This is a genomic window from Burkholderia humptydooensis (genome assembly GCF_001513745.1).
Classification (GTDB): domain Bacteria; phylum Pseudomonadota; class Gammaproteobacteria; order Burkholderiales; family Burkholderiaceae; genus Burkholderia; species Burkholderia humptydooensis.
In genome coordinates this window covers 149,656-169,894 of sequence record NZ_CP013380.1, presented here as the reverse complement: position 1 = coordinate 169,894, position 20,239 = coordinate 149,656, and the positions used below count along the sequence as shown (strand labels likewise).

At 69.7% G+C, this 20,239-nt stretch carries 17 protein-coding genes; 6 read left to right on the top strand and 11 right to left on the bottom strand.

Annotation, left to right across the window (positions count from 1 at the left end):
* Nucleotides 1-43: 43 nt before the first annotated feature.
* The gene (locus tag AQ610_RS00745; protein WP_006023895.1) at nucleotides 44-1,072 is read right to left on the bottom strand and encodes a helix-turn-helix domain-containing protein; all 1,029 of its coding nucleotides are present in this window, start codon (nucleotides 1,070-1,072) and stop codon (nucleotides 44-46) included.
* 305 nt (nucleotides 1,073-1,377) lie between these two features.
* Here AQ610_RS00745 and adh point away from each other — a divergent pair, with 305 nt between their 5' ends.
* Nucleotides 1,378-2,898: an aldehyde dehydrogenase gene (gene adh / locus AQ610_RS00740; RefSeq protein ID WP_009916405.1), complete on the top strand. Its 1,521-nt coding sequence runs from the start codon at nucleotides 1,378-1,380 to the stop codon at nucleotides 2,896-2,898.
* Between the two features lie 260 nt (nucleotides 2,899-3,158).
* Here adh and AQ610_RS32190 read toward each other — a convergent pair whose 3' ends face one another.
* Nucleotides 3,159-4,727, bottom strand: a complete 1,569-nt coding sequence (locus AQ610_RS32190; protein ID WP_043282129.1) for an MFS transporter — start codon at nucleotides 4,725-4,727, stop codon at nucleotides 3,159-3,161.
* A 178-nt stretch (nucleotides 4,728-4,905) separates the two neighbouring features.
* Between AQ610_RS32190 and AQ610_RS00730 the strand changes: the two genes are divergently transcribed.
* Both AQ610_RS00730 and AQ610_RS00725 read left to right on the top strand, forming a co-directional pair.
* Nucleotides 4,906-5,796 (top strand): LysR family transcriptional regulator, encoded by an 891-nt coding sequence (locus AQ610_RS00730; protein WP_006023898.1) that lies wholly within the window; start codon nucleotides 4,906-4,908, stop codon nucleotides 5,794-5,796.
* A gap of 138 nt (nucleotides 5,797-5,934) precedes the next feature.
* Nucleotides 5,935-7,035 carry a bifunctional transcriptional activator/DNA repair enzyme AdaA gene (locus tag AQ610_RS00725; RefSeq protein WP_009913995.1) on the top strand — a complete coding sequence of 367 codons (1,101 nt, stop codon included), beginning with the start codon at nucleotides 5,935-5,937 and terminating at the stop codon, nucleotides 7,033-7,035.
* 54 nt (nucleotides 7,036-7,089) lie between these two features.
* Here AQ610_RS00725 and eutC read toward each other — a convergent pair whose 3' ends face one another.
* Genes eutC through eat form a run of 3 tightly spaced genes read right to left on the bottom strand, consistent with a single transcriptional unit; the run spans nucleotide 7,090 to nucleotide 10,741 of the window.
* Entirely contained in the window at nucleotides 7,090-7,881 is a 792-nt protein-coding gene (gene eutC / locus AQ610_RS00720) for an ethanolamine ammonia-lyase subunit EutC (RefSeq protein ID WP_006023900.1), read from the bottom strand.
* Nucleotides 7,878-9,275, bottom strand: a complete 1,398-nt coding sequence (locus tag AQ610_RS00715; RefSeq protein WP_006023901.1) for an ethanolamine ammonia-lyase subunit EutB — start codon at nucleotides 9,273-9,275, stop codon at nucleotides 7,878-7,880. The genes eutC and AQ610_RS00715 overlap by 4 nt, the downstream gene beginning before the upstream one ends.
* A 56-nt stretch (nucleotides 9,276-9,331) precedes the next feature.
* Nucleotides 9,332-10,741: an ethanolamine permease gene (eat, locus tag AQ610_RS00710; protein WP_006023902.1), complete on the bottom strand. Its 1,410-nt coding sequence runs from the start codon at nucleotides 10,739-10,741 to the stop codon at nucleotides 9,332-9,334.
* A gap of 367 nt (nucleotides 10,742-11,108) precedes the next feature.
* On the opposite strand from eat, the gene AQ610_RS00705 reads away from it, so the two are divergent.
* Nucleotides 11,109-12,248 carry an acyltransferase family protein gene (locus AQ610_RS00705; RefSeq protein ID WP_006023904.1) on the top strand — a complete coding sequence of 380 codons (1,140 nt, stop codon included), beginning with the start codon at nucleotides 11,109-11,111 and terminating at the stop codon, nucleotides 12,246-12,248.
* A 15-nt stretch (nucleotides 12,249-12,263) separates the two neighbouring features.
* On the opposite strand, the gene AQ610_RS00700 is transcribed toward AQ610_RS00705, so the two are convergent.
* Nucleotides 12,264-12,611 carry an antibiotic biosynthesis monooxygenase family protein gene (locus AQ610_RS00700; protein ID WP_006023906.1) on the bottom strand — a complete coding sequence of 116 codons (348 nt, stop codon included), beginning with the start codon at nucleotides 12,609-12,611 and terminating at the stop codon, nucleotides 12,264-12,266.
* A 54-nt stretch (nucleotides 12,612-12,665) separates the two neighbouring features.
* On the bottom strand, nucleotides 12,666-13,280 hold the full coding sequence (locus tag AQ610_RS00695) for a LysE family translocator (protein ID WP_043282131.1): 615 nt from the start codon (nucleotides 13,278-13,280) through the stop codon (nucleotides 12,666-12,668).
* Between the two features lie 83 nt (nucleotides 13,281-13,363).
* On the opposite strand from AQ610_RS00695, the gene AQ610_RS00690 reads away from it, so the two are divergent.
* A complete protein-coding gene (locus AQ610_RS00690) occupies nucleotides 13,364-14,692 on the top strand; it encodes an aminotransferase-like domain-containing protein (RefSeq protein ID WP_006023908.1) in 1,329 nt (442 codons plus the stop codon).
* Between the two features lie 62 nt (nucleotides 14,693-14,754).
* Here AQ610_RS00690 and AQ610_RS00685 read toward each other — a convergent pair whose 3' ends face one another.
* The 4 genes from AQ610_RS00685 to AQ610_RS00675 form a co-directional block, all read right to left on the bottom strand.
* On the bottom strand, nucleotides 14,755-16,218 hold the full coding sequence (locus tag AQ610_RS00685; RefSeq protein ID WP_009913996.1) for a mechanosensitive ion channel: 1,464 nt from the start codon (nucleotides 16,216-16,218) through the stop codon (nucleotides 14,755-14,757).
* Nucleotides 16,219-16,380: 162 nt separating this feature from the next.
* Nucleotides 16,381-16,764: a hypothetical protein gene (locus tag AQ610_RS35675; RefSeq protein WP_156436711.1), complete on the bottom strand. Its 384-nt coding sequence runs from the start codon at nucleotides 16,762-16,764 to the stop codon at nucleotides 16,381-16,383.
* Nucleotides 16,761-17,183, bottom strand: coding sequence for a zinc ribbon domain-containing protein (locus AQ610_RS00680; RefSeq protein ID WP_006023910.1), 423 nt, complete (start codon nucleotides 17,181-17,183; stop codon nucleotides 16,761-16,763). The genes AQ610_RS35675 and AQ610_RS00680 overlap by 4 nt, the downstream gene beginning before the upstream one ends.
* A 12-nt stretch (nucleotides 17,184-17,195) precedes the next feature.
* Nucleotides 17,196-19,679, bottom strand: a complete 2,484-nt coding sequence (locus AQ610_RS00675) for a heavy metal translocating P-type ATPase (protein WP_006023911.1) — start codon at nucleotides 19,677-19,679, stop codon at nucleotides 17,196-17,198.
* A gap of 81 nt (nucleotides 19,680-19,760) precedes the next feature.
* Here AQ610_RS00675 and cadR point away from each other — a divergent pair, with 81 nt between their 5' ends.
* Nucleotides 19,761-20,192 (top strand): Cd(II)/Pb(II)-responsive transcriptional regulator, encoded by a 432-nt coding sequence (cadR, locus tag AQ610_RS00670; RefSeq protein ID WP_006023912.1) that lies wholly within the window; start codon nucleotides 19,761-19,763, stop codon nucleotides 20,190-20,192.
* Nucleotides 20,193-20,239: the final 47 nt, after the last annotated feature.

Genomic DNA, 20,239 nt, shown 5'->3' with positions numbered 1-20,239 from the left:
ACGAAGCCGCGGGACGCCGGCAGCCGGCGCGCCGTTCGCCGCCTCAGCAGGCGAGCGCGTCGCGCAGCGTCTCCGACGGCCGCGCGCCGAACATCCGCCGATAGTCGGTCGCGAACTGGCTCAGGTGCCAGAACCCCCACGCGGCCGCCACGTCCTGCACCGAATCCGCCGCGCGCCCGCGCAGGTCGCGCCGCACGCCGTTCAGCCGCAGCGCGCGCAGATAGGTCGCGGGCGCCATCCCGAGCACGTCCTGAAAACAGTATTGCAGCGTGCGCCGGCTCACGTGCAGTTGCTCGCACAGCTCCGGCACGCCGACGGGCCGCGAGCGGTGCGCGAGCACGTAGTCGCGCGCGGCCACGACGATCTTGCGGCGCCGCGACGAATGCTCGACCGTCGCGGCGGCGGCGGGCGACGCGCACAGATCGAACAGCGCCGCGAGCACCTCCGCCTGCAGATCGTTGCGCGCGCAGTCGGACAGCGGCGCGAGCGCCGCGCTCATCGCGTCCGCGTCGTCGAGACGATGCGCTAGCAGCGCGCACAGCCGCGTGAGCCGCGCCTCGCCGACGCGCACGACGGGCACGAGCGGCAATCGCTCGTCGAGCCCGCAGCGCTCGACCTCCTCCGCATAGCGGCGCAGCACCGCGCCGCGCACGACGACGCCGTAGATCGAGAATTGCGCGGGCGTCAGCAGCTCGAATTCGACGTTGCCGGGCCGGAACGCGAGCGCGTCGGCGGCGATCGGCCGCGCGTCGATGCGCGCCGCGCCGTCGCGCGCGACCGGAATGCCGAACCAGTACGCATCGCCGCGCACCTCGCATGCCTGCCGCAGCGTGTGGCTCGTCGTCTCGCGGAACACCTTCATCGTGTCGAGCGGCAGCTCGGTCAGCGTGCCGACGAAGCGGCCCGCCGCGAGCTGGTCGTAGGTCTGGCGCCAGCCGATCAGGTTGCGCGCCTGCTCGTCGGCGTCGTGCGCGACGCTGACGACCGCGCGCCCGGCCGCGCCGCCGTCGCCGTCCGCGCTGCGCCCCGTGTCCTCCGCCGTCGTCTCGGCGCCGGCGTGCCCGTAATCCATCGCGCCTCCTTTTGCGTCGCTGAAGCTGAAACGATCCGCCCGAATACGCAATTCCCGTGCCGAAGCGTACCCCCGCCAAAATCGCCTGCGTCGGCGCGACGCTGTGCCGCGCCTGAACAACCGGCGCGCGGCAGGTGTTCAACGACGGCGCAGTCCGCCGCGCGCAGCCGCGCCGCGCGCGCGCCGAGCCCCGCGCCGGCGCGCCGATGCACCGCGGCGCGGCCCGCTGGCACGGTTTTGGCGTAACGATGGGTGTCGCGCACGTCGCGCGGCGCATCACCGATACCGACATGCGAGGAGCAACGATGAATCACGCGGACATGCAACATCTGAACATCGAATTCCCGTACCGCAAGCAGTACGGGAATTTCATCGGCGGCGAATGGGTCGCCCCGGTCGGCGGCGAGTATTTCGACAACGTCTCGCCCGTCACCGGCCGGCCGTTCACCGCGATCCCTCGCTCGCGCGCAGCCGACGTCGAGCTCGCGCTCGACGCCGCGCACGCGGCGAAGGCGGGCTGGGCCGCGACGGGCGCGGCCGAGCGCGCGAACGTGCTGCTGAAGATCGCCGACCGGATGGAGGCGAACCTCACGCGCCTTGCTGTCGCCGAGACGATCGACAACGGCAAGCCGCTGCGCGAGACCACCGCGGCCGACGTGCCGCTCGCGATCGACCACTTCCGCTACTTCGCGGGCTGCATCCGCGCGCAGGAAGGCTCGATCGCCGACATCGGCGACGACATGGTCGCCTATCACTTCCACGAGCCGCTCGGCGTCGTCGGCCAGATCATCCCGTGGAACTTCCCGTTGCTGATGGCCGCGTGGAAGCTCGCGCCCGCGCTCGCGGCCGGCAACTGCGTCGTGCTCAAACCCGCCGAGCAGACGCCCGCGTCGATCCTCGTGTTCGCCGAGCTGATCCAGGATCTGCTGCCGCCCGGCGTGCTCAACATCGTCAACGGCTTCGGGCTCGAGGCGGGCAAGCCGCTCGCGTCGAGCAAGCGGATCGCGAAGATCGCGTTCACGGGCGAGACGTCGACGGGCCGCCTCATCATGCAGTACGCGAGCGAGAACCTGATCCCCGTCACGCTCGAGCTCGGCGGCAAGAGCCCGAACATCTTCTTCGCCGACGTGATGGACCGCGACGACAGCTACTTCGACAAGGCGCTCGAAGGCTTCGCGATGTTCGCGCTGAACCAGGGCGAGGTCTGCACGTGCCCATCGCGCGCGCTCGTCGAGGAGAGCATCTACGATCGCTTCATCGAGCGTGCGTTGAAGCGCGTCGAGGCGATCAAGCAGGGCCATCCGCTCGACGCGCAGACGATGATCGGCGCGCAGGCGTCGGCCGAGCAGCTCGAGAAGATCCTGTCGTACATCGACATCGGCCGCGGCGAAGGCGCGCAGTGCCTGACGGGCGGCGAGCGCAACGTGCTCGGCGGCGAGCTCGCCGAAGGCTATTACGTGAAGCCGACCGTGTTCCGCGGCCACAACAAGATGCGCATCTTCCAGGAAGAGATCTTCGGGCCGGTGCTCGCGGTGACGACGTTCAAGACCGAGGAGGAAGCGCTCGAGATCGCGAACGACACGCTGTACGGCCTCGGCGCGGGCGTCTGGACGCGCGACGGCAACCGCGCATACCGCGTCGGCCGCGGCATCCAGGCGGGCCGCGTGTGGACGAACTGCTATCACGCGTATCCGGCGCACGCGGCGTTCGGCGGCTACAAGCAGTCGGGCATCGGCCGCGAGACGCACAAGATGATGCTCGACCACTACCAGCAGACGAAAAACCTGCTCGTCAGCTACGGCGAGAAGCCGCTCGGGTTCTTCTGATCCCGCGCGGAAGCGGCGCGGGCGGCAGTCGCTCGCGCGCCGCATGATCGGCTTGGCCTGGCCCGGCGGACTCGCGTGTCGATGCGGTTCCGTCGGGCCTTTTTGCGCTTGCGTCGATTCTGCCTTGACGCTTCTGCCAGCCCTTCCGTCATTGGCCCTTCTTCCGCCATCGGCTCTTCAGCCGTTGCGTCGTCCGTCGCCGCATCGTTCGTCGGCCACGCGATCGCCGCGCCAAGCCGGCGTGCGGCCGCCGCCCCCTTTCAACCGCACTCGCGATCGAGCGTCAGCGCACGACGATCGCGCGAGCGCGCCGGCCCGGACGCCGGCTCGCCGTGCGCGCGGGTCCGGCTCAGGAACGCGAACGCGGCGAGCGCGCACAGCAGCGTGACGGCCGTCAGCCCTTCGAGCAGGCTGCCGAACGCGGCCGCATAGCTTTGCCGCAGCGCATCGCGCGCGACGCCCGGCAGCAGCGCGGCCGCATGCGCGAGGTCGCCCGTCGCGAGCCGCGCGGCGGCCTCGTGCACGGCGGCGGGCGCGGCGAGCGGCGCCGCCGCGTCGCGCACGTGCGATTGCGCGAACGTCGCGAGCATCGCATTGACGATCGCGAGCGCGATCCCCTCGCCCGCGACACGCGTCGTGCTGAAAATGCCCGTCGCCATTCCGGCGCGCTCCTTCGGCACGACGCTCACCGACAAACCGTCCATCAGCCCCCACGGCATCCCCGCGCCGAGCCCGATCGCGAGCATCGGCGCGATCGCCGCCGCGCCCGCGCCGGCGTGCAGCGCGCGGCCGAGCCACCCGAGGCCCGTGGCCGCGATCACGAGCCCGATGCCCGAGATCACGCCCGCAGACATCCAGCGCGTGAGCGCCGCCGCGAGCATCGGCACGACGAGCATCGGCGCGGACAGCGCGAGCATCAGCCAGCCGGCGTCGATTTCGCTGAAGCCGTCGATGCCGATGAAGCGCAGCGGCAGCACGACGAGCAGCACGACGTAGCAGCAGCAGGTCGCAACCGGCAGCACCTGCACGCCGACGAAGCGCGGGTAGCGAAACAGCGACAGGTCGAGCATCGGCCGCGCGACGCGCGCCTCGATCGCCGCGAACGCGATCGCGCAGAGCGCCGCGCCCGCGAGCAGCGCCGCGACGAGCGGGCTCGCCCAGCCGCTTGCCTGCGCCTGGATCACGCCGAACGTGAAGCACGACAGCATCGCGGTGAACGCGAGCGTGCCCGCCCAGTCGAGACGCTGCGCATTCGGATCGCGCGACTCGCGCATCCGCGGCACGCCGAACGCGAGCGACAGCGCGCCGGCCACGGCGCCCGTCGCGAAGATCGCGCGCCAGCCGAAGCGCTCGATCAGCACGCCCGCGAGCACCGGACCGAACGCGAGCCCGAGCCCGAACGTCGTGCCGAGCACGCTGAACGCGCGGGTGCGCGCGTCGCCGTCGAACTCCTGGGCGAGCGCGGCCGTGCCGCCCGCCAGCGCCGCGGCGGCCGCAACGCCTTGCGCGGCGCGCAGCAGATCGACGGCGACGATCGACGGCGCGAAGCCGAGCGCGAGCGAGCACGCGGTGAAGCCGCCGACGCCCGCCGCGAACACGCGCTTGCGGCCGAACTGGTCGGCGAGCGCGCCCGCCGCCATCAGCAGGCTGCCGAACGTCAGCATGAACGCGTTCGTGATCCAGTTCATCGCGACCGGGCCGCCGCCGAGATCGCGGCCGATCGCGGGCGTCGCGACCGCGCCGCCCGAAAAGCTGAGCGGCAGCGCGAGCGCGGCAAGGCAGACGGCCGCGAGTATCGCGAGCCGCGCAGCGGAAAAAGATCGGTCCATCATCGTCGCTCCGTTCGAAAAGCGCCGGTCGTCGCGCCGCGGTTTCATCTGCGGCGGCGAACCCTCCGGCCGAGCGACGAACGATAATCCGGATTCAATCGACGAAAAACAACGCAAGATTCCGTATATTGCGGAGCTGAATTCCGCAATATCGACCAACGAAGGGAAACGGAGCGATATGGACAACCTGAACGGCATCGTCGCGTTCGTCCGCACGGCGGAGACGCTCAGCTTCGTCGCGGCGGGACGCAAGCTCGGCGTGTCGGCGTCGGCGGTCGGCAAGACGATCGCGAAGCTCGAGCGCACGCTCGGCGTGCGGCTCTTCCACCGGACGACGCGCAAGGTCACGCTGACCGATGAAGGACGCCATTTCCACGAACGCTGCCACCGCGCGCTCGAAGAGCTGCGCGACGCGCAAGCGAGCGTGTCGCAGAGCGCGCAGACGCCGCGCGGCCGGCTGCGCGTGAGCCTGCCCGTGATCGGCTACCGGTTCCTGCTGCCTGTCCTGCCGGAATTCAAGCGCCGCTATCCGGACGTCGAGCTGGATCTCGATTTCAACGACCGGCTGGTCGACGTCGTCGAAGGCGGCTTCGACGCGGTGATCCGCAGCGGCGCGCTCAGCGATTCGAGCCTGATGTCACGCCGTCTCGGACCGTTCAGCTTTCTGCTGTGCGCGTCGCCCGCGTATCTCGCGCAGGCGGGCGCGCCGCGCACGCTGCGCGAGCTCGACGCGCACGCATGCGTGCGCTACCGCTTCCCGACGACGGGCAAGCTGCAGCCGTGGGGGCTGCTGCCCGACGGCAGCGAACCGCCGAACCTGCACACCGCGATGACGTGCAACAACATGGAGGCGCTGCGCGCGGCGGTGATGTCGGGGTTCGGCATCGGCTACATGCCGGATTTCCTCGCGCGCGACGCGCTCGCCGACGGCGCGCTCGCGACCGTGCTCGACGCATACCGGATCGGCCCCGGGCAGTTCTCGATCCTGTGGCCGTCGAACCGGCAGTTGTCGCCGAAGGTGAGGGTGTTCGTCGATTTCGTTTGCGAGCGGCTGTTTCGCGACGCGTGAGCGCCGGACCTCGGCCCGGAACGCGTATTGCGTGACACATCGGCTGCCCGCCGGCTCGAAAATACTCGTCCGATTTTCGGTTGCCGCCCGCGCGCGACGCGCGTTATCGTCGTCGCATTGCATCCGCTGGAGCCCGCCATGCGCATCGCCGACCCGCGGCTCGCCGACGTCTGTTACCGCGCGCTCGTCGAACGCTCGCCCGAGTATGCGGGCATGTTCTTCGTCGGCGTGAAGACGACGTCGGTGTTCTGCATCTCGACCTGCCGCGCGCGCAAGCCGAAGCGCGAGAACGTCGAGTTCTTCACGACGTTCGACGACGCGCTCGCGGCCGGCTATCGCCCGTGCAAGATCTGCCGGCCGACGCGCCCGGCGAGCGAGCCGCCCGCCGCCGTCGCGCGGGCGCTCGCGCTCGTCGGCGCGCATCCGCACGAGCGGATTTCCGACGACGCGCTGCGCGCGCACGGCATCGGCCCCGAAAGCCTGCGCCGCTGGTTCGCGCGGCACTACGGGATGACGTTCCACGCGTACCAGCGGATGCTCAGGATCGACGCCGCGCGGCAGACGATGCGCGACGGCGCGCGCGCGACCGACGCCGCATTCGACGCCGGCTACGGCTCGCTGAGCGGCTTCGCACACACGTTCAGGAAAATTTTCGGAGATACGCCGATGCAAGGCGCCCATGCGAACACGATCGTCACCGCCCGCTTCACGACGCCGCTCGGCCCGATGTTCGTCGGCGCGACGGACAACGGCGTCTGCCTGCTCGAATTCGTCGATCGGCGCACGCTCGCCACCGAATTCGCCGATCTCGAGCGCCTGCTCGGCGCGCGCGTGCTCGTCGGCGAGAACCGGCACACGCGGCAGGCGCAACAGGAGATCGCCGAGTATTTCGCGGGCGCGCGGCAGCGCTTCGACGTCGTGCTCGACGCGCCCGGCACCGCGTTCCAGCGCGCCGCATGGCGGCAGTTGCTGACCGTGCCCTATGCGCGCACCGCGTCGTATCAGGAGCAGGCGCGCAAGCTCGGCAGCCCGCTCGCGGTGCGTGCAGTCGCCGCGGCGAACGGCGCGAACCGCATCTCGATCATCGTGCCGTGCCACCGGATCATCGGCAAGGACGGGTCGCTGACCGGCTATGGCGGCGGCCTCGAGCGCAAGCGGTGGCTGCTGGAACACGAGCGCCGGCATGCGGACGTGCCCCTCGAGGCGGCTGAATCGGGCCGGTCGGGCCAATTCGCGTGACGGGCGCGCGGCGTCGCGCCATCGCCGGCCGCGCCGCAACGCGCCGAAACCGGCTCACTCCGCCGCCAGACGCTCCGCTTCCGTCCGCGCGGCGGGCAGCAGCGCATCGCTGTCGTCCTTGAGCCCGACGCCCGTGAGCCCGAGCCGCCGCGCATGCGTCAGCAGATAGTGCAGCTTGTGCGCGGCCGCGTCGTACGGCAGCCCTTCGGGCCGCACGTTCGAGACGCAGTTGCGCTGCGCGTCGTGGCAGCCGACCTTCGGCGCATACGTCAGATACACGCCGAGGCTGTCCGGCGAGCTCAAGCCCGGCCGCTCGCCGATCAGCATCGCGACGAGGCGCGCGCCGAGCAGCTCGCCGATCTCGTCGCCGAGCGCGACGCGCGCCTGCCGCGCGACGACGACGGGCCCGATCCGCCAGCCCTCGAGCTTCGGCCGCACCGCGCTCAGGAGCGGCAGCGCCTGCTTCGCGGCCGCGAACGCCGACAGCCCGTCGGCGACGACGAACACGACGTCCGGCGCTTCGCCGAGCGCCGCGCCGCACCCGGCGAGCAGCGCGCGGCTGTCGTCGGACAGTTTGCGGCCGAGGTCCGGCCGCCGCAGGTAATGCTGCCGGTCCGGCGCGGCGCTCTGCACGCCGAGCGTCGGCAGCCCGGCCGCTTCGATGTCGCGGCGCAGCGCATCGGCGTCGAGCGGCTGATGGACGGCATCGCGCGCCTGCGCATGCGACAGGTTGAACGCGAGCAGCGGCGCGGTCGGCAAGCTGTTGCCCGCGCGGCCGAGCGCGATCCGCGCGTTCGTGAACGACTTCAGTTGCCCCCACGGGTTCTTTTCGACCGCGTCGCTCATGCGGAAAACCCCATCCAGTCGTTCGCGCCGGCGAGCAGCGGCACGCGCGCCGACGCGGCGCGCAGCGCGCCGTGCGCATCCGTGATCTCCATCGTCTCCAGCCACTCCTCGAACTCGGGCGCGCGGCGCAGGCCGAGCACCTCGCGCACGTAGAGCTGATCGTGGAACGACGTGCTCTGGTAGTTCAGCATCACGTCGTCCGCGCCGGGAATGCCCATGATGAAGTTGATGCCCGCCGCGCCGAGCAGCGTCAGCAGGTTGTCCATGTCGTCCTGATCGGCCTGCGCGTGGTTCGTGTAGCAGATGTCGCAGCCCATCGGCACGCCGAGCAGCTTGCCGCAGAAGTGATCCTCAAGCCCCGCGCGGATGATCTGCTTGCCGTCGTACAGATATTCGGGGCCGATGAAGCCGACCACCGTGTTGACGAGAAACGGCTCGAACGCGCGCGCGACCGCATACGCGCGCACTTCGCAGGTCTGCTGATCGACGCCGTGATGCGCGTTCGCCGACAGCGCGCTGCCCTGGCCCGTCTCGAAGTACATCAGGTTGTCGCCGACCGTGCCGCGCTTGAGCGCCAGCGCCGCATCGCGCGCCTCGGCGAGCAGCGCGAGCGAAACGCCGAAGCTCGCGTTCGCCTGCTCGGTGCCCGCGATCGACTGGAACACGAGATCGACGGGCGCGCCCTTCTCGATCGCCGCGATCGTGTTCGTCACGTGCGTGAGCACACACGATTGCGTCGGCACGCGGTAGCGCTCGCGGAACGCGTCGATCATCGCGAGCAGCTTCGTGATCGCGGCGAGGCTGTCCGTCGCCGGGTTGATGCCGATCATCGCGTCGCCGCAGCCGTACATCAGCCCGTCGAGCATCGATGCGGCGATGCCCTTCACGTCGTCGGTCGGATGGTTCGGCTGCAGCCGCACCGACATCCGCCCCGGCAGCCCGACCGTGTTCCGGAAGCGCGTGACGACGCGGCGCTTTCTCGCCGCCGCGATCAGATCCTGATTGCGCATCAGCTTCGACACCGCCGCGACCATCTCCGGCGTGAGGCCGGGCGCGATCCGCTCGAGCGCGGCCGCATCGGCTGCGCTCGACAGCAGCCAGTTGCGGAAATCGCCGACCGTCAGGTGCGAGATCTCGGCGAATGCGTCGCGCGAATGCGTGTCGACGACGAGGCGCGTGACCTCGTCGTCTTCGTAGGGAATCACCGCCTCGTTCAGGAACGCGTCAAGCGGCACGCTCGCGAGCGCCATCTTCGCGGCGACGCGCTCCTCCTCGGTCGCGGCCGCGACGCCCGCGAGCTGGTCGCCGGAACGCAAAGGGCTCGCCTTCGCGAGCAGCGTCTTCAGGTCCGCGAAGCGGTAGGTGCGCGGACCGATCGTCTCCGTATATCGCATCTGGACTCCTTGTCGTCGCGGCCGCGCGCCGCCCTCCGGCGCGCGGCACGCGCTTTTCACTCCTCCAGCAGCGCGTCGGCGGGTGCGGCCGCGCGCTGCGCGCGCGTCGCGAGGAAGTAGCCGTACCCGAGCGCGACGAACGCGACGAAGATCGACGCGACAAGCGCGTTGAAGTACACCATCGTGCCGAGGCACACGAGCGCCGCGACGAGCGCGAACGCCGGGAAGAACGGATACAGCGGCGCGCGGAACGGGCGCGCCATCCGCGGCTGCGCGCGGCGCAGCTTGAAGAGCGCCGCCATGCTCACGATGTACATCACGATAGCGCCGAACACGGACATCGTCACGATGTTCGCGGTGAGCGTCTGGCCGCCGAACTGGATCAGCTCGTCGCTGTAGATCGCGACGATGCCGACCACGCCGCCCGCGAGGATCGCGCGATAAGGCGTCTTGAAGCGCGGATGCACCTTCGCGAGCCATTCGGGCAGGTAGCCTTCGCGGGCGAGCGCGAAGATCTGGCGCGAATAGCCGAGGATGATTCCGTGAAACGACGCGACGAGGCCGAACAGGCCGAGCCACACGAGCATGTGCATCCAGCCGCTGTTCGCGCCGACGATGTACTTCATCGCCTGCGGCAGCGGATCGTTGATGTTCGCGAGCTTGGTCCAGTCACCCGCGCCGCCCGCGAACACCATCACGCCGATCGCGAGAACGACGAGCGTCAGGATGCCGGCGACGTATGCGATCGGGATCGAGCGCTTCGGGTTCTTCGCTTCCTCGGCCGCCATCGCGACGCCCTCGATCGCGAGGAAGAACCAGATCGCGAACGGGATCGCCGCGAACATGCCGTGGAACGCGCCCGCGCTGAAGTGATCCGCGCCCGCCCAGCCGCCCTTCATGAAGTTGCTCCACGCGAAGCCCGGCGACACGACGCCCATGAACACGAGCAGCTCGAAGATCGCGAGCAGCGTGACGACGAGCTCGAACGTCGCGGCGATCTGCACGCCGACGATGTTCAGCGCCATGAACACGAGATACGCGCCCATCGCCGCGTGCTTCGGCTCGAGGCCGGGAAACTGCACGTGCAGGTACGCGCCGATCGCGAGCGCGATCGCGGGCGGCGCGAACACGAATTCGACAAGCGTCGCGACACCCGCGAGATAGCCGCCCGCGGGACCGAACGCGCGGCGCGCGTACGCGAACGGGCCGCCCGCGTGCGGGATCGACGTCGTGAGCTCGGTGAAGCTGAAGATGAAGGTCGTGTACATCGCCGCGACGAACAGCGCGGTGACGACGAAGCCGAGCGTGCCCGCGCTCGCCCAGCCGTAACTCCAGCCGAAGTACTCGCCCGAAATCACGAGACCGACCGCGATCCCCCACAGTTGCCACGTGCCGAGCGTCTGCTGAAGCGCCGGCCGCGCTGCGCCGCCGCCCGCGCCGGGGCGGCCATTCGACTCTGTCTGCATGAATCTCTCCTCGAAGGGGCGAAGCCCGGCGCCGAGATAGGCCCGCCCCGCCACTGAGAATCGATGCTAGTGAGTCATTAATCGACGTGTTATCGAAAATCGGCAAACGTCCGCGCTTTCATTTCGCATACGGAAATATTTCCGGCGGCTGGCGCGCGCGTGCGGTCCATCCGCCTTTCGTCATTCATCCGCTTCGACTGCTTCGACTGCCTCGGGCGCGTGGCGCGACAGCGAACTTATGTCGCCCGGCACACAGATCGCCGTCGCGCGCGCCCCTACATTGTCCGTACGCAGCAAGCGTACCGCGCGCCGCCTTCGAGCGGCGCGCGGCTTACCCACGAAAGACCATTCCAATGACCGAGAGACCATGCGGGACTCCTATCTCGATACCGCTCGGGGTGCGGGCATCATCCTCGTCGTATACGGCCACGTGCTGCGCGGCCTGTTCGCGGCCGGCCTCGTGCCGGCCGGCTGGCCGAGCGCCCTGCTCGCCGCGGCCGACTATACGATCTACACGTTCCACATGCCGCTCTTCTTCCTGCTGTCGGGGCTGCATGTGCCGAAGTCGCTGCAGCGCGCGGGCGACGTCTTCCTGCTCGCGAAGCTGCGCACGATCGTTTATCCGTACTTCGTCTGGTCGCTGCTGCAAGGCGCGGTGCAGATCGCGCTGTCGTCATACGGCATGAATCACGCGTTCACGCCGCGCGATCTGCTCGCGATCGGCTGGCGGCCGTTCGGGCAGTTCTGGTTCCTGTACGCGCTTTTCATCTGCATGCTGATTGCATGGGGAACGTCGATCGTCGCGCCGCGCATGCGGGCGCGCGGCGGCGCGAACGGCGAGCGAACGCGCGCGCTGCGCGCCGTGCCCGCCATGCCCGTCGCACTCGCCGCACTCGCGATCGGCGGGCTCGCCATCGTCGCGTTCGTCGCCGGCTCCGTGACGCAGTGGGGCATCGTGTCGATGACGCTTGCGTACTTCCCGTTCTTCGCGCTCGGAATGCTGATCGGCAACCCGTTGCCCGCACTCGTCGAACGCGCGTCGAACGGGCTCGCGCTCGTCGCCATCGCGGTGACGTTCGCGGCATCGTTGGCATTCGCGCACCGCTTCGGCGAGCCGGACAGCATCTGGGCGCTGCCCGCCGCGCTATCGGGCAGCGCGCTCGTGCTGCTCGTCGCGTATCGCGCGACACGGCGCGGCGACGCGGCGCAGCGTTCGCCAGCGCGTCGCCCGTCATGGCTCGAATACGTCGGCTTCGCGTCGATGCCGATCTATCTCGCGCACATTCTCGCGACAGCCGCGACGCGCATCGCGCTCGTCAGGCTCGGCATCGTCGAAGTCGGCGTGCAGCTCGCGCTCGGCACGCTCGCGGGCATCGTCGGCCCGATGCTGCTGTACGCGCTCGCGCTGCGCACGGGAGTCGCGCGGCTCGCCGGCTTCCCGCCGCTGCCGGCCGGCTGCGCGATGATGCCCGACAAAGGCCGGATCGGCAGCGCGGATGCGGCTTGAGCGCCGGCGCAGTCATCAGGAACGCCAACCGTTCTGCTCGCGCCGAGAATCCGGGACGAGATGCCGGAACGAGCCGTCGCCGTATGCGCGCTCGACCTTCGACACGACGACGTGATAGCCGTCGTACCAGCGGCGGGACTGGCGCTTCGCATCGAGATGCTTCGGATGCGCAGCGAACGCACGCAGCGTTTGCTCGTCGCGCCAGTAGTAGCTCGCGTTGAACATCAGGCCGTCGGCCGAGCGCCACGATTCCATGCCGACGAAACCGGGCAGGCTCGCCGCGACCGCGTCGATCGTCTCGGTCAATTGCCGGAATTCGTCGTCGATTTGACCGAGACGGTAAATGAATGCGGCGATATACATCGTTCGGGATCCTGTCGATTGCGCGCACGCGCGTTGTCGTGGTGTGTGAGTCGCTCAGGAGAGCCGCGACATCGTCGCGAGGCGCACCGCGAGCAGCACGAAGAGCGCGGCCAGGCCGGCCGACGCCGCGCGATGCCCGATGAAGCCCCGCACCATATGGCCCGCCGCGCCGAGCAGCGCATGAAACGCGACGCTGATCGCGGCTAGCGCGCAACCGAGCGCCGCCAGTTGGCCGGCGACCGACGCGCCGTGACGATCGACGAATTGCGGCAGAAACACGATGAAGAACAGCAGCGCCTTCGGATTCGACAGGCTGTTCAGCATCGCGCGCACGCCAACCGACCATAGCGACCGCTCCGTTGAGGCGACCTTGCCGAGCGAGCCCGGACGGCACACCGCGCGGTACGCCATCCACAACAGGTAGGCCGCGCCCGCATAGCGGATCAGATCGAACGAAGGCGGCCACGCGGCCACGGCAGTCGCGACACCCGCCGCCGTCAGCGCGGTGAGCACGAGATCGGCCGCGCCGATGCCGAGCGCCGCGGCAACGCCGCCGCGCAGCCCGTGTGCCGCGCCGTGCGCGATCACGAAGGCCATGTTCGGCCCCGGCGACATCAGCAGCACCAATACGGCCGCGGCGAAAAGCGACAAAGTGGATGTCTGGATCATGTCGGCGAAGGTTTGCGTGAACGACACGTGCAGCGTAATCTGGTCGCCCGATACAAACAAAGAATTGTTCTAGATACAACGCGATGGCCGAATCACGCTACCAGACGATCGTCGACGACTTCGCCGCGCGCATCCGCGCAGGCACGCTCGCGCCCGGCGCGCAATTGCCGACGGTGCGCGCATTGACGAAGCAGCACGGCATCGCGCTCGCAACGGCCTCGCGCGTGTACGCCGAGCTCGCGGAAGCGGGCCTCGTCGTCGGCGAGACCGGACGCGGCACGTTCGTGCGCGACACGTCGCTGCCGCGCGGGCTCGGCCTCGAGCAGCAGCCGGCGAAGGCGGGTGCGATCGATCTGACATTCAACTATCCGTCGCTGCCGGGCCAGGTCGAGCTGCTGCGCGGCGGCCTGCGCAACCTCGCGGCGTCCGGCGATCTCGACGCGCTCCTGCATTCGGCGCCGCAGGGCGGCCGCCGGCACGAGCGGCAGACCGTCGCGCGGCACCTGCGCAATCGCGGCATCCGCGTGCCGGCTGAGCAGGTGCTGATCGTCAACGGCGCGCAGCAGGGGCTCGCGGTCACGCTGATGGCGACGATGAAGCCGGGCGAACTGCTCGCAATCGACGCGCTGACCTATCCCGGCATGAAGGCGCTCGCGCACGCGCACCGGATCGCGCTCGCACCGCTGCCGCTGTCGGCCGCGCAGGATCTCGATCTCGACCGGCTCGATGCGCTTTGCAGGAAGCGGCCGGTGCGCGCGGTCTACACGATGCCGACGCTGCACAACCCGCTCGGCTCCGTGATGTCCGCGGCGAATCGCGCGCGTCTTGCCGGGCTCGCCGAGCGTCACGATCTGCTCGTCATCGAGGACGGCGCCTACGCGTTTCTCGCCGAGCCCGCGCCGAAGCCCGTGTTCACGCATGCGCCCGAGCGCACGGTCTACGTGTCGGGGCTGTCGAAGAGCGTCGCATCGGGCTTGCGGCTAGGCTTCGTCGCCGCGCCGGAACGGCTCGTGCCGGCGCTCGAGCGCGCGATTCGCGTGTCGACGTGGAATACGCCGTCGCTGACGGTCGCGCTTGCCTGCCAGTGGATCGACGGCGGAATCGTCGACACGCTCGAGGACCGCAAGCGCAAGGACGCGCGGCGGCGGCAGACGCTCGCGCGGCGGATCTTGCGTGACGGCGACGTCGTCTCGCATCCGTGCGCGTACTATCTTTGGCTCACGATGCCCGAAGAATTGCGCGCGGACCGCGTCGCGGGGCAGCTCGAACGCGACGGCGTGCTCGTGACGACGGCCGAGCCGTTCTCGACCGCGGCGAGTGCGCCGCATGCGCTGCGGATCGCGCTCGGCTCGATCGCGCTGGAGTCTCTCGAAGACGCGTTGCGCAAGGTGCGGCGCGCGGTGCTTGGCTGACGGCTCGCGCCGAGCACCGCGCGGACGCACTGTCACATGCGGTCACACGCGGCTCGGCGGCATCACTCCTGCTTGCCGCGCTGATTGAACCAGCGGTCGAGCAGCTTGCCCGCCGCCTCGCGGCCGCCGAGGCCGAACGACAGCGCGACCGCAACCGCGATCGCGCCGAGCACGAGGCCGAACGCGAGCTGCACGATCTCGTTCGCGATGCCCATCGCGCGCAAGCCCATCGCGAACACGAGGCCGAGGATCGCGAACTGCGCGATACGCGACAGCAGGCGGCTGTGCTCGTTGTCGGCCTGCTCGATTACGCGGCGCGCGAGGCCCGCGAGCCAGAAGCCGATCACGAGGATCACGCCGCCCATCAGCACGTGCCCGCCGAACTCGATGAACAGCGTGACGACATCGCGCACCTGCGTGAAGCCGAGCCGGCTCGCGGCTTCGACGGTCGCGAACAGCATCGCGAAGAACACGATCAGCCGGCCGGCGAGCACCGAAGGCTGCAGCATTCCGGTGAACACGCGTTCGACGCCGAGCATCGTGGGCAGGCCGTCGACGCCCGCGGCGACGAGCAGCTTCTGCACGAGCGCACCGACGAAGCGCGCGACGTAGAACGTGACGAGCACGATCACGACCGCCGCGACGATGTCGGGCACCGCGTTGAGGAACTGGCCGAGCAGGTCGGTCGCGGGCCGCGAGATCGCCTCGATCTTCAGCGCGTCGAGCGCGGAGATCAGCGTCGGCACGAACACGAAGATGAAGACGACCGTGCCGACGAGATTCGAGATCTTCACGGGCGTCGGGCTCTCGACGCTTTGCGTGAGCCGGTCGGCGCCCGCCGCGACGAGCAGGTTCGTGACGAGCCCGCGCAGGATGCGCGCGACGAGCCAGCCGACGAAGCCGATCACGGCCGCGGCGAACACGTTCGGCACGATCGCGAGGATCTTGTCGATCATCCCCTGCACGGGCGACAGCAGGCCGTTCAGATCGAACGCGGCGAGAATCGCCGGAATGAACATCAGGATCACGAGCCAGAACAGCACGTCGCCGAGATACGAGCTCATCGGCCGCATCCCCGCCGTCTCCGACAGCTTGCTGTCGATCTTGCTCGCCTTCAGCGTCTTGTCGGCGAGGCTGCGCAGCAGCGACGCGATCAGCCAGGCGACGAGCGTGAGCGCCGCGCCGCCGATGAGGTTCGGCAGATAGTTGATGATCTTCGTGACGAGCAGCGAGAACGGATTCGAGATCGCGTAGAGGTTCAGCACGTTGAAGATGCCGACCGCGGTCACGAGCAGGATGAGCCAGAACAGGCCGCCCGCGATGATGCGCTCCACCTGCGCGCCCTGGCCCGTGCTTTCGGCGATGCGCGCATCGACCTTCAGCGCGCCCAGCAGGCGGCGCACGCCCGCCCGGACGATCACGGCGATCAGCCAGCCGATGACCAGAATGCCGAGCGCGCCGGCGATCTTGGGCAGATAAACGCCGAGCGTGCTCTGCATCGACGTCAGGAAACTGGATGAATCCATATGTTCTCTCCCGAAAAGCGTGATGTTGCGTTGGACCTCGACGAACAACCTGCGGACTCCGAAGAAAACCGGGCTCCGCAGCCGGCGACCTTACACGGGGAACGATGACGGCTTCAATCGTGCTTCACTGTACTCGAACTTTAATCTGAGGGATCGATCCTGCTAACAAAAATCGTGCGCCAGCATGGTGCGGTGACGGCCCGCGCATGCGCGCGGATCGATGCCATTCGTTGGCGTAATGAAGGGTTCGCGCGCGCGGATGCGCGGTTCGCGTCGGCGAACCGCAAGCATGCAACGAATCGGCCGATTGATGAGGAATGGAAGAATGTGAACCGATGTTCGTTCGCCGCTCGCATGCGATGCGCCGATATGTTGTGCGAGCGCAAACGACGCGGCCCTGAATCCGAATGCCGGCCCGGTATTTGCTGGGCGATTCGCCGCGCCGATGCGCGGCGCATGGCCGCGCGCGTCTCCCTGTGCTGCTGCGGCGCGGCCGCGGTCCTGCGCGAGTGCCCGGCCGGCGCGCGGCCGGGCGTCGCAGGTCATCCGCGCTGCGGCGAGACGGCCGCCCCGCACTGCGGGCAGAAGCGCGCCGACGCATCGAGCGGCGCGCGGCATGCGCCGCACGCAGGCGGCGTCTGCGATGCGCCGCATTGCGCGCAGAACTTCGCATCCGCGCCGTTGATCGCGCCGCACTTCGCGCACGCGGCGCTCTGCGCGGGCGCGCTCGCTTCGCCGCGCAGCGGCGCGCCGTCACGCGCGCGATCCCAACCGCCGCCGCGCGGCGCATCCTGACGGCCCCAGCCCTGGCTACCGTAGCCGCCGTGGCCATGACCGCCATGACCGCCGCGATCGTCGTAGCCGCGGTCATGGCCGTGCCCGCCGCCCGCCCCGCCGTCATGACGGCCGCGCCGGCCGCCGCCTCCGTGATGCCGCCCGCCGACGATCCACTTGAGCCAATCCATCGCCGCCTCCGTTCATTGACCGCGGCGCAGCAGCCGCAAGCCATTGCCGACGACGATGAGGCTCGCGCCCGCGTCGGCGAACACCGCCATCCACATCGTGCCCATCCCCGCGACCGTGAGGCCGACGAACACCGCCTTCACGGCGAGCGCGAACGTGATGTTCTGCATGAGCACGCGATGCGTCGCGCGCGACAGCCGCACGAACGCCGGGATCTTCCGCAGATCGTCGTCCATCAGCGCGACGTCGGCCGTCTCGATCGCGGTGTCGGTGCCCATCGCGCCCATCGCAAAGCCGATGTCGGCGCGCGCGAGCGCCGGCGCGTCGTTGATCCCGTCGCCGACCATGCCCACCGCGCGGCCGCCCGCCGCAAGCTCTTCGACGGCGGCGAGCTTGTCCTGCGGCAACTGGTTGCCGCGCGCGTCGTCGATGCCGACCTGCTGCGCGATCGCTTGCGCGGTGTGCGGGTTGTCGCCCGTCAGCATCGCGGTCTTGATGCCGAGCGCGTGCAGTTCCGCGAGCGCCGCGCGGCTCGTGTCCTTCACCGTGTCGGCGACCGCGAAGAGACCGAGCACGCGCGTGCCGTCGATCAGCATCACGACCGTCTTGCCCTGCCGCTCCAGCTCGTCGAGGCGCGCTTCGAGCGCCGGCGTGCAGCACTCGAGCTCCTCGACGAGGCGATGATTGCCGAGCCAGTACGGCGCGCCGCCGATCGTACCGCGCACGCCGCGGCCGGGAATCGCCTCGAAGTAGGCGACGTCGAAGAATGACGCGCTCTTCGCGCGGCCGGCGCCGTCCAGGCCGCCCAGGCCGGCTTCGGCCGCGTTCGCCACCGCGACCGCCTGCGAAACCGGGTGGTCCGAGCGCGCGGCGAGGCTCGCGGCGAGCCGTCGCACGCGCGCGGCGTCGACATCGGCCGCGCGCCCCTCGAAATCGGTCTGCACCGGCTTGCCGCGCGTGATCGTGCCCGTCTTGTCGAGCGCGAGCCACGCGAGCCGGCGCCCCTGCTCGAGGTACACGCCGCCCTTCACGAGAATCCCGCGCCGCGCGGCCGCCGCGAGCCCCGACACGATCGTGACGGGCGTCGAGATCACGAGCGCGCACGGGCACGCGATCACGAGCAGCACGAGCGCGCGGTAGATCCAGTCGCGCCACGCGCCGTCGAGCACGAGCGGCGGCGCGATCGCGACAATGAGCGCGATCGCGAACACGATCGGCGTGTAGACGCGCGCGAAGGTGTCGACGAAACGCTGCGTCGGCGCCTTCGCGCCCTGCGCCTCCTCGACCGCGTGGATGATCCGCGCGAGCGTCGTGTTGCTCGCAACCGCCGTCACCCGATATTCGAACGAGCCGGCCTCGTTGATCGTGCCCGCGTACACCGCGTCGCCTTCGGCCTTCTCGACGGGCAGGCTCTCGCCCGTGATCGGCGCCTGGTTGACGCTCGAGCGGCCGGCGACGATCTCGCCGTCGAGACCGATCCGCTCGCCGGGCTTCACGCGCACGATCGCACCGAGCGCGACCTGCGCCGAGTCGACCGGCCGCCACGTGCCGTCGGGCTGCTTGACCGTCGCGGTGTCGGGCGCAAGGCGCATCAGGCTCTGGATCGCGTTGCGCGCGCGATCGAGCGAACGCGCCTCGATCAGCTCGGCGACGGTGAAGAGCACCATCACCATCGCGGCCTCGGGCCACTGGCCGAGCGCCATCGCGCCCGTCACCGCGATGCTCATCAGCGCATTGATGTTCAGGTTGCCGTTGGTGAGCGCGATCCAGCCCTTGCGGTACGTGCCGAGGCCGCAGGTCGCGACCGCGGCGAGCGCGAGCGCGGCGGCGAGCCACACCGGCAGTTGCAGCCACGTGGCCGCCTCCGACGCGGCCGCCGCGACGCCCGCGACCGCGAGCGGCCACCACGGGCGCGGCGCATCGGCCGGCGCGGATGCAGCGGGCCGGCCCGACGCGCCGGCATCCGCCTGCTCGGGCGTCATGCCGAGCGAGCGAATCGCGCGGGCGATGCCCGCCTCCGCGCCCGGCGCGTGCTCGACCGTCAGCATCCGCTGCATCAGATTGAATTCGAGCGCCGCGACTTCGGACATTCCGCCGAGCTTCTTGCGGATCAGCGTCTCCTCGGTCGGGCAGTCCATCTGCATGATCCGGAACGCCGAGCGCGCGCGGCCGTCGGCGGCCTTTCGCGCGCCGGGCAGCGGCGCGAACGCGACCGGCGCGGGTGCGCAGCACGCCGCGCCGGCGTGGTCGTGGTCGTGACCGTGTTCGTGCGGATGGTCGCCGTTCGCGTGCGAACCGGGAACCTGTCCGTGGCCGCGCGAATCGCCATCGCATAATTGACCGGCGTGACGTGCCTGCGTTTCGGCGTCGCCATGCGGATGATCGTGCGAGCAGCAGCCGTCGGCGCGCGCCGAAACGCGCGCATCGTTCAAATGCGCGCTGTCGCGATCGGATTCGGGCGTTCGCGGCCGGCTTTCGGCCCGGGTGGCCTCGGTCATGGCAACCTCCTGAGTGACTGACGGTGTACAGTTAACACCTTGAAGTCACTACAAGGTCAACTCTTTTGTAAGGAGATTCGAATGAAAATCGGCGAACTGGCGAAAGCGGCGCGGTGCACGCCCGAGACGATTCGTTTCTACGAAAAAGAGGGGCTGATGCCCGACGCGGAACGGACCGATTCCAACTATCGCAACTACACCGACGCGCACGTTGAGCGGCTGCGCTTCATCCGGAACTGCCGCGCGCTCGACATGACGCACGACGAGATCCGCGCACTGCTGCGCTTCACCGACGATCCGGCGGATCGCTGCGATTCGGTCAACGCGCTGCTCGACGAGCACATTGGTCACGTCAACACGCGGCTAGCCGAACTGCAGCACTTGCGCACACAGTTGATCGAATTGCGCGAGCGGTGCCAGGGCGAGCACGCGGTCGAGGATTGCGGGATCGTGCATGGCCTCGCGTCGATGGAAACGCCGGACATGCCGGGCAAGCGCACGCACGTCGGCTGACGCGCCGCCGCGGGATGCCCTGCCGGCAGGCGTTGCACGACTTTCGC

Bases quoted from the DNA above. Each gene is read 5' to 3' on its own strand.
- AQ610_RS00685 (WP_009913996.1), bottom strand. From the start codon at position 16,218: ATGGATTCATCCAGTTTCCTGACGTCGATGCAGAGCACGCTCGGCGTT.
- AQ610_RS00705 (WP_006023904.1), top strand. From the start codon at position 11,109: ATGCGGGACTCCTATCTCGATACCGCTCGGGGTGCGGGCATCATCCTC.
- AQ610_RS00675 (WP_006023911.1), bottom strand. From the start codon at position 19,679: ATGACCGAGGCCACCCGGGCCGAAAGCCGGCCGCGAACGCCCGAATCC.
- AQ610_RS32190 (WP_043282129.1), bottom strand. From the start codon at position 4,727: ATGGACCGATCTTTTTCCGCTGCGCGGCTCGCGATACTCGCGGCCGTC.
- AQ610_RS00715 (WP_006023901.1), bottom strand. From the start codon at position 9,275: ATGCGATATACGGAGACGATCGGTCCGCGCACCTACCGCTTCGCGGAC.
- AQ610_RS00730 (WP_006023898.1), top strand. From the start codon at position 4,906: ATGGACAACCTGAACGGCATCGTCGCGTTCGTCCGCACGGCGGAGACG.
- AQ610_RS00745 (WP_006023895.1), bottom strand. From the start codon at position 1,072: ATGGATTACGGGCACGCCGGCGCCGAGACGACGGCGGAGGACACGGGG.
- AQ610_RS35675 (WP_156436711.1), bottom strand. From the start codon at position 16,764: ATGACCTGCGACGCCCGGCCGCGCGCCGGCCGGGCACTCGCGCAGGAC.
- AQ610_RS00690 (WP_006023908.1), top strand. From the start codon at position 13,364: ATGGCCGAATCACGCTACCAGACGATCGTCGACGACTTCGCCGCGCGC.
- AQ610_RS00680 (WP_006023910.1), bottom strand. From the start codon at position 17,183: ATGGATTGGCTCAAGTGGATCGTCGGCGGGCGGCATCACGGAGGCGGC.
- AQ610_RS00695 (WP_043282131.1), bottom strand. From the start codon at position 13,280: ATGATCCAGACATCCACTTTGTCGCTTTTCGCCGCGGCCGTATTGGTG.
- AQ610_RS00725 (WP_009913995.1), top strand. From the start codon at position 5,935: ATGCGCATCGCCGACCCGCGGCTCGCCGACGTCTGTTACCGCGCGCTC.
- AQ610_RS00700 (WP_006023906.1), bottom strand. From the start codon at position 12,611: ATGTATATCGCCGCATTCATTTACCGTCTCGGTCAAATCGACGACGAA.
- eutC (WP_006023900.1), bottom strand. From the start codon at position 7,881: ATGAGCGACGCGGTCGAAAAGAACCCGTGGGGGCAACTGAAGTCGTTC.
- adh (WP_009916405.1), top strand. From the start codon at position 1,378: ATGAATCACGCGGACATGCAACATCTGAACATCGAATTCCCGTACCGC.
- eat (WP_006023902.1), bottom strand. From the start codon at position 10,741: ATGCAGACAGAGTCGAATGGCCGCCCCGGCGCGGGCGGCGGCGCAGCG.
- cadR (WP_006023912.1), top strand. From the start codon at position 19,761: ATGAAAATCGGCGAACTGGCGAAAGCGGCGCGGTGCACGCCCGAGACG.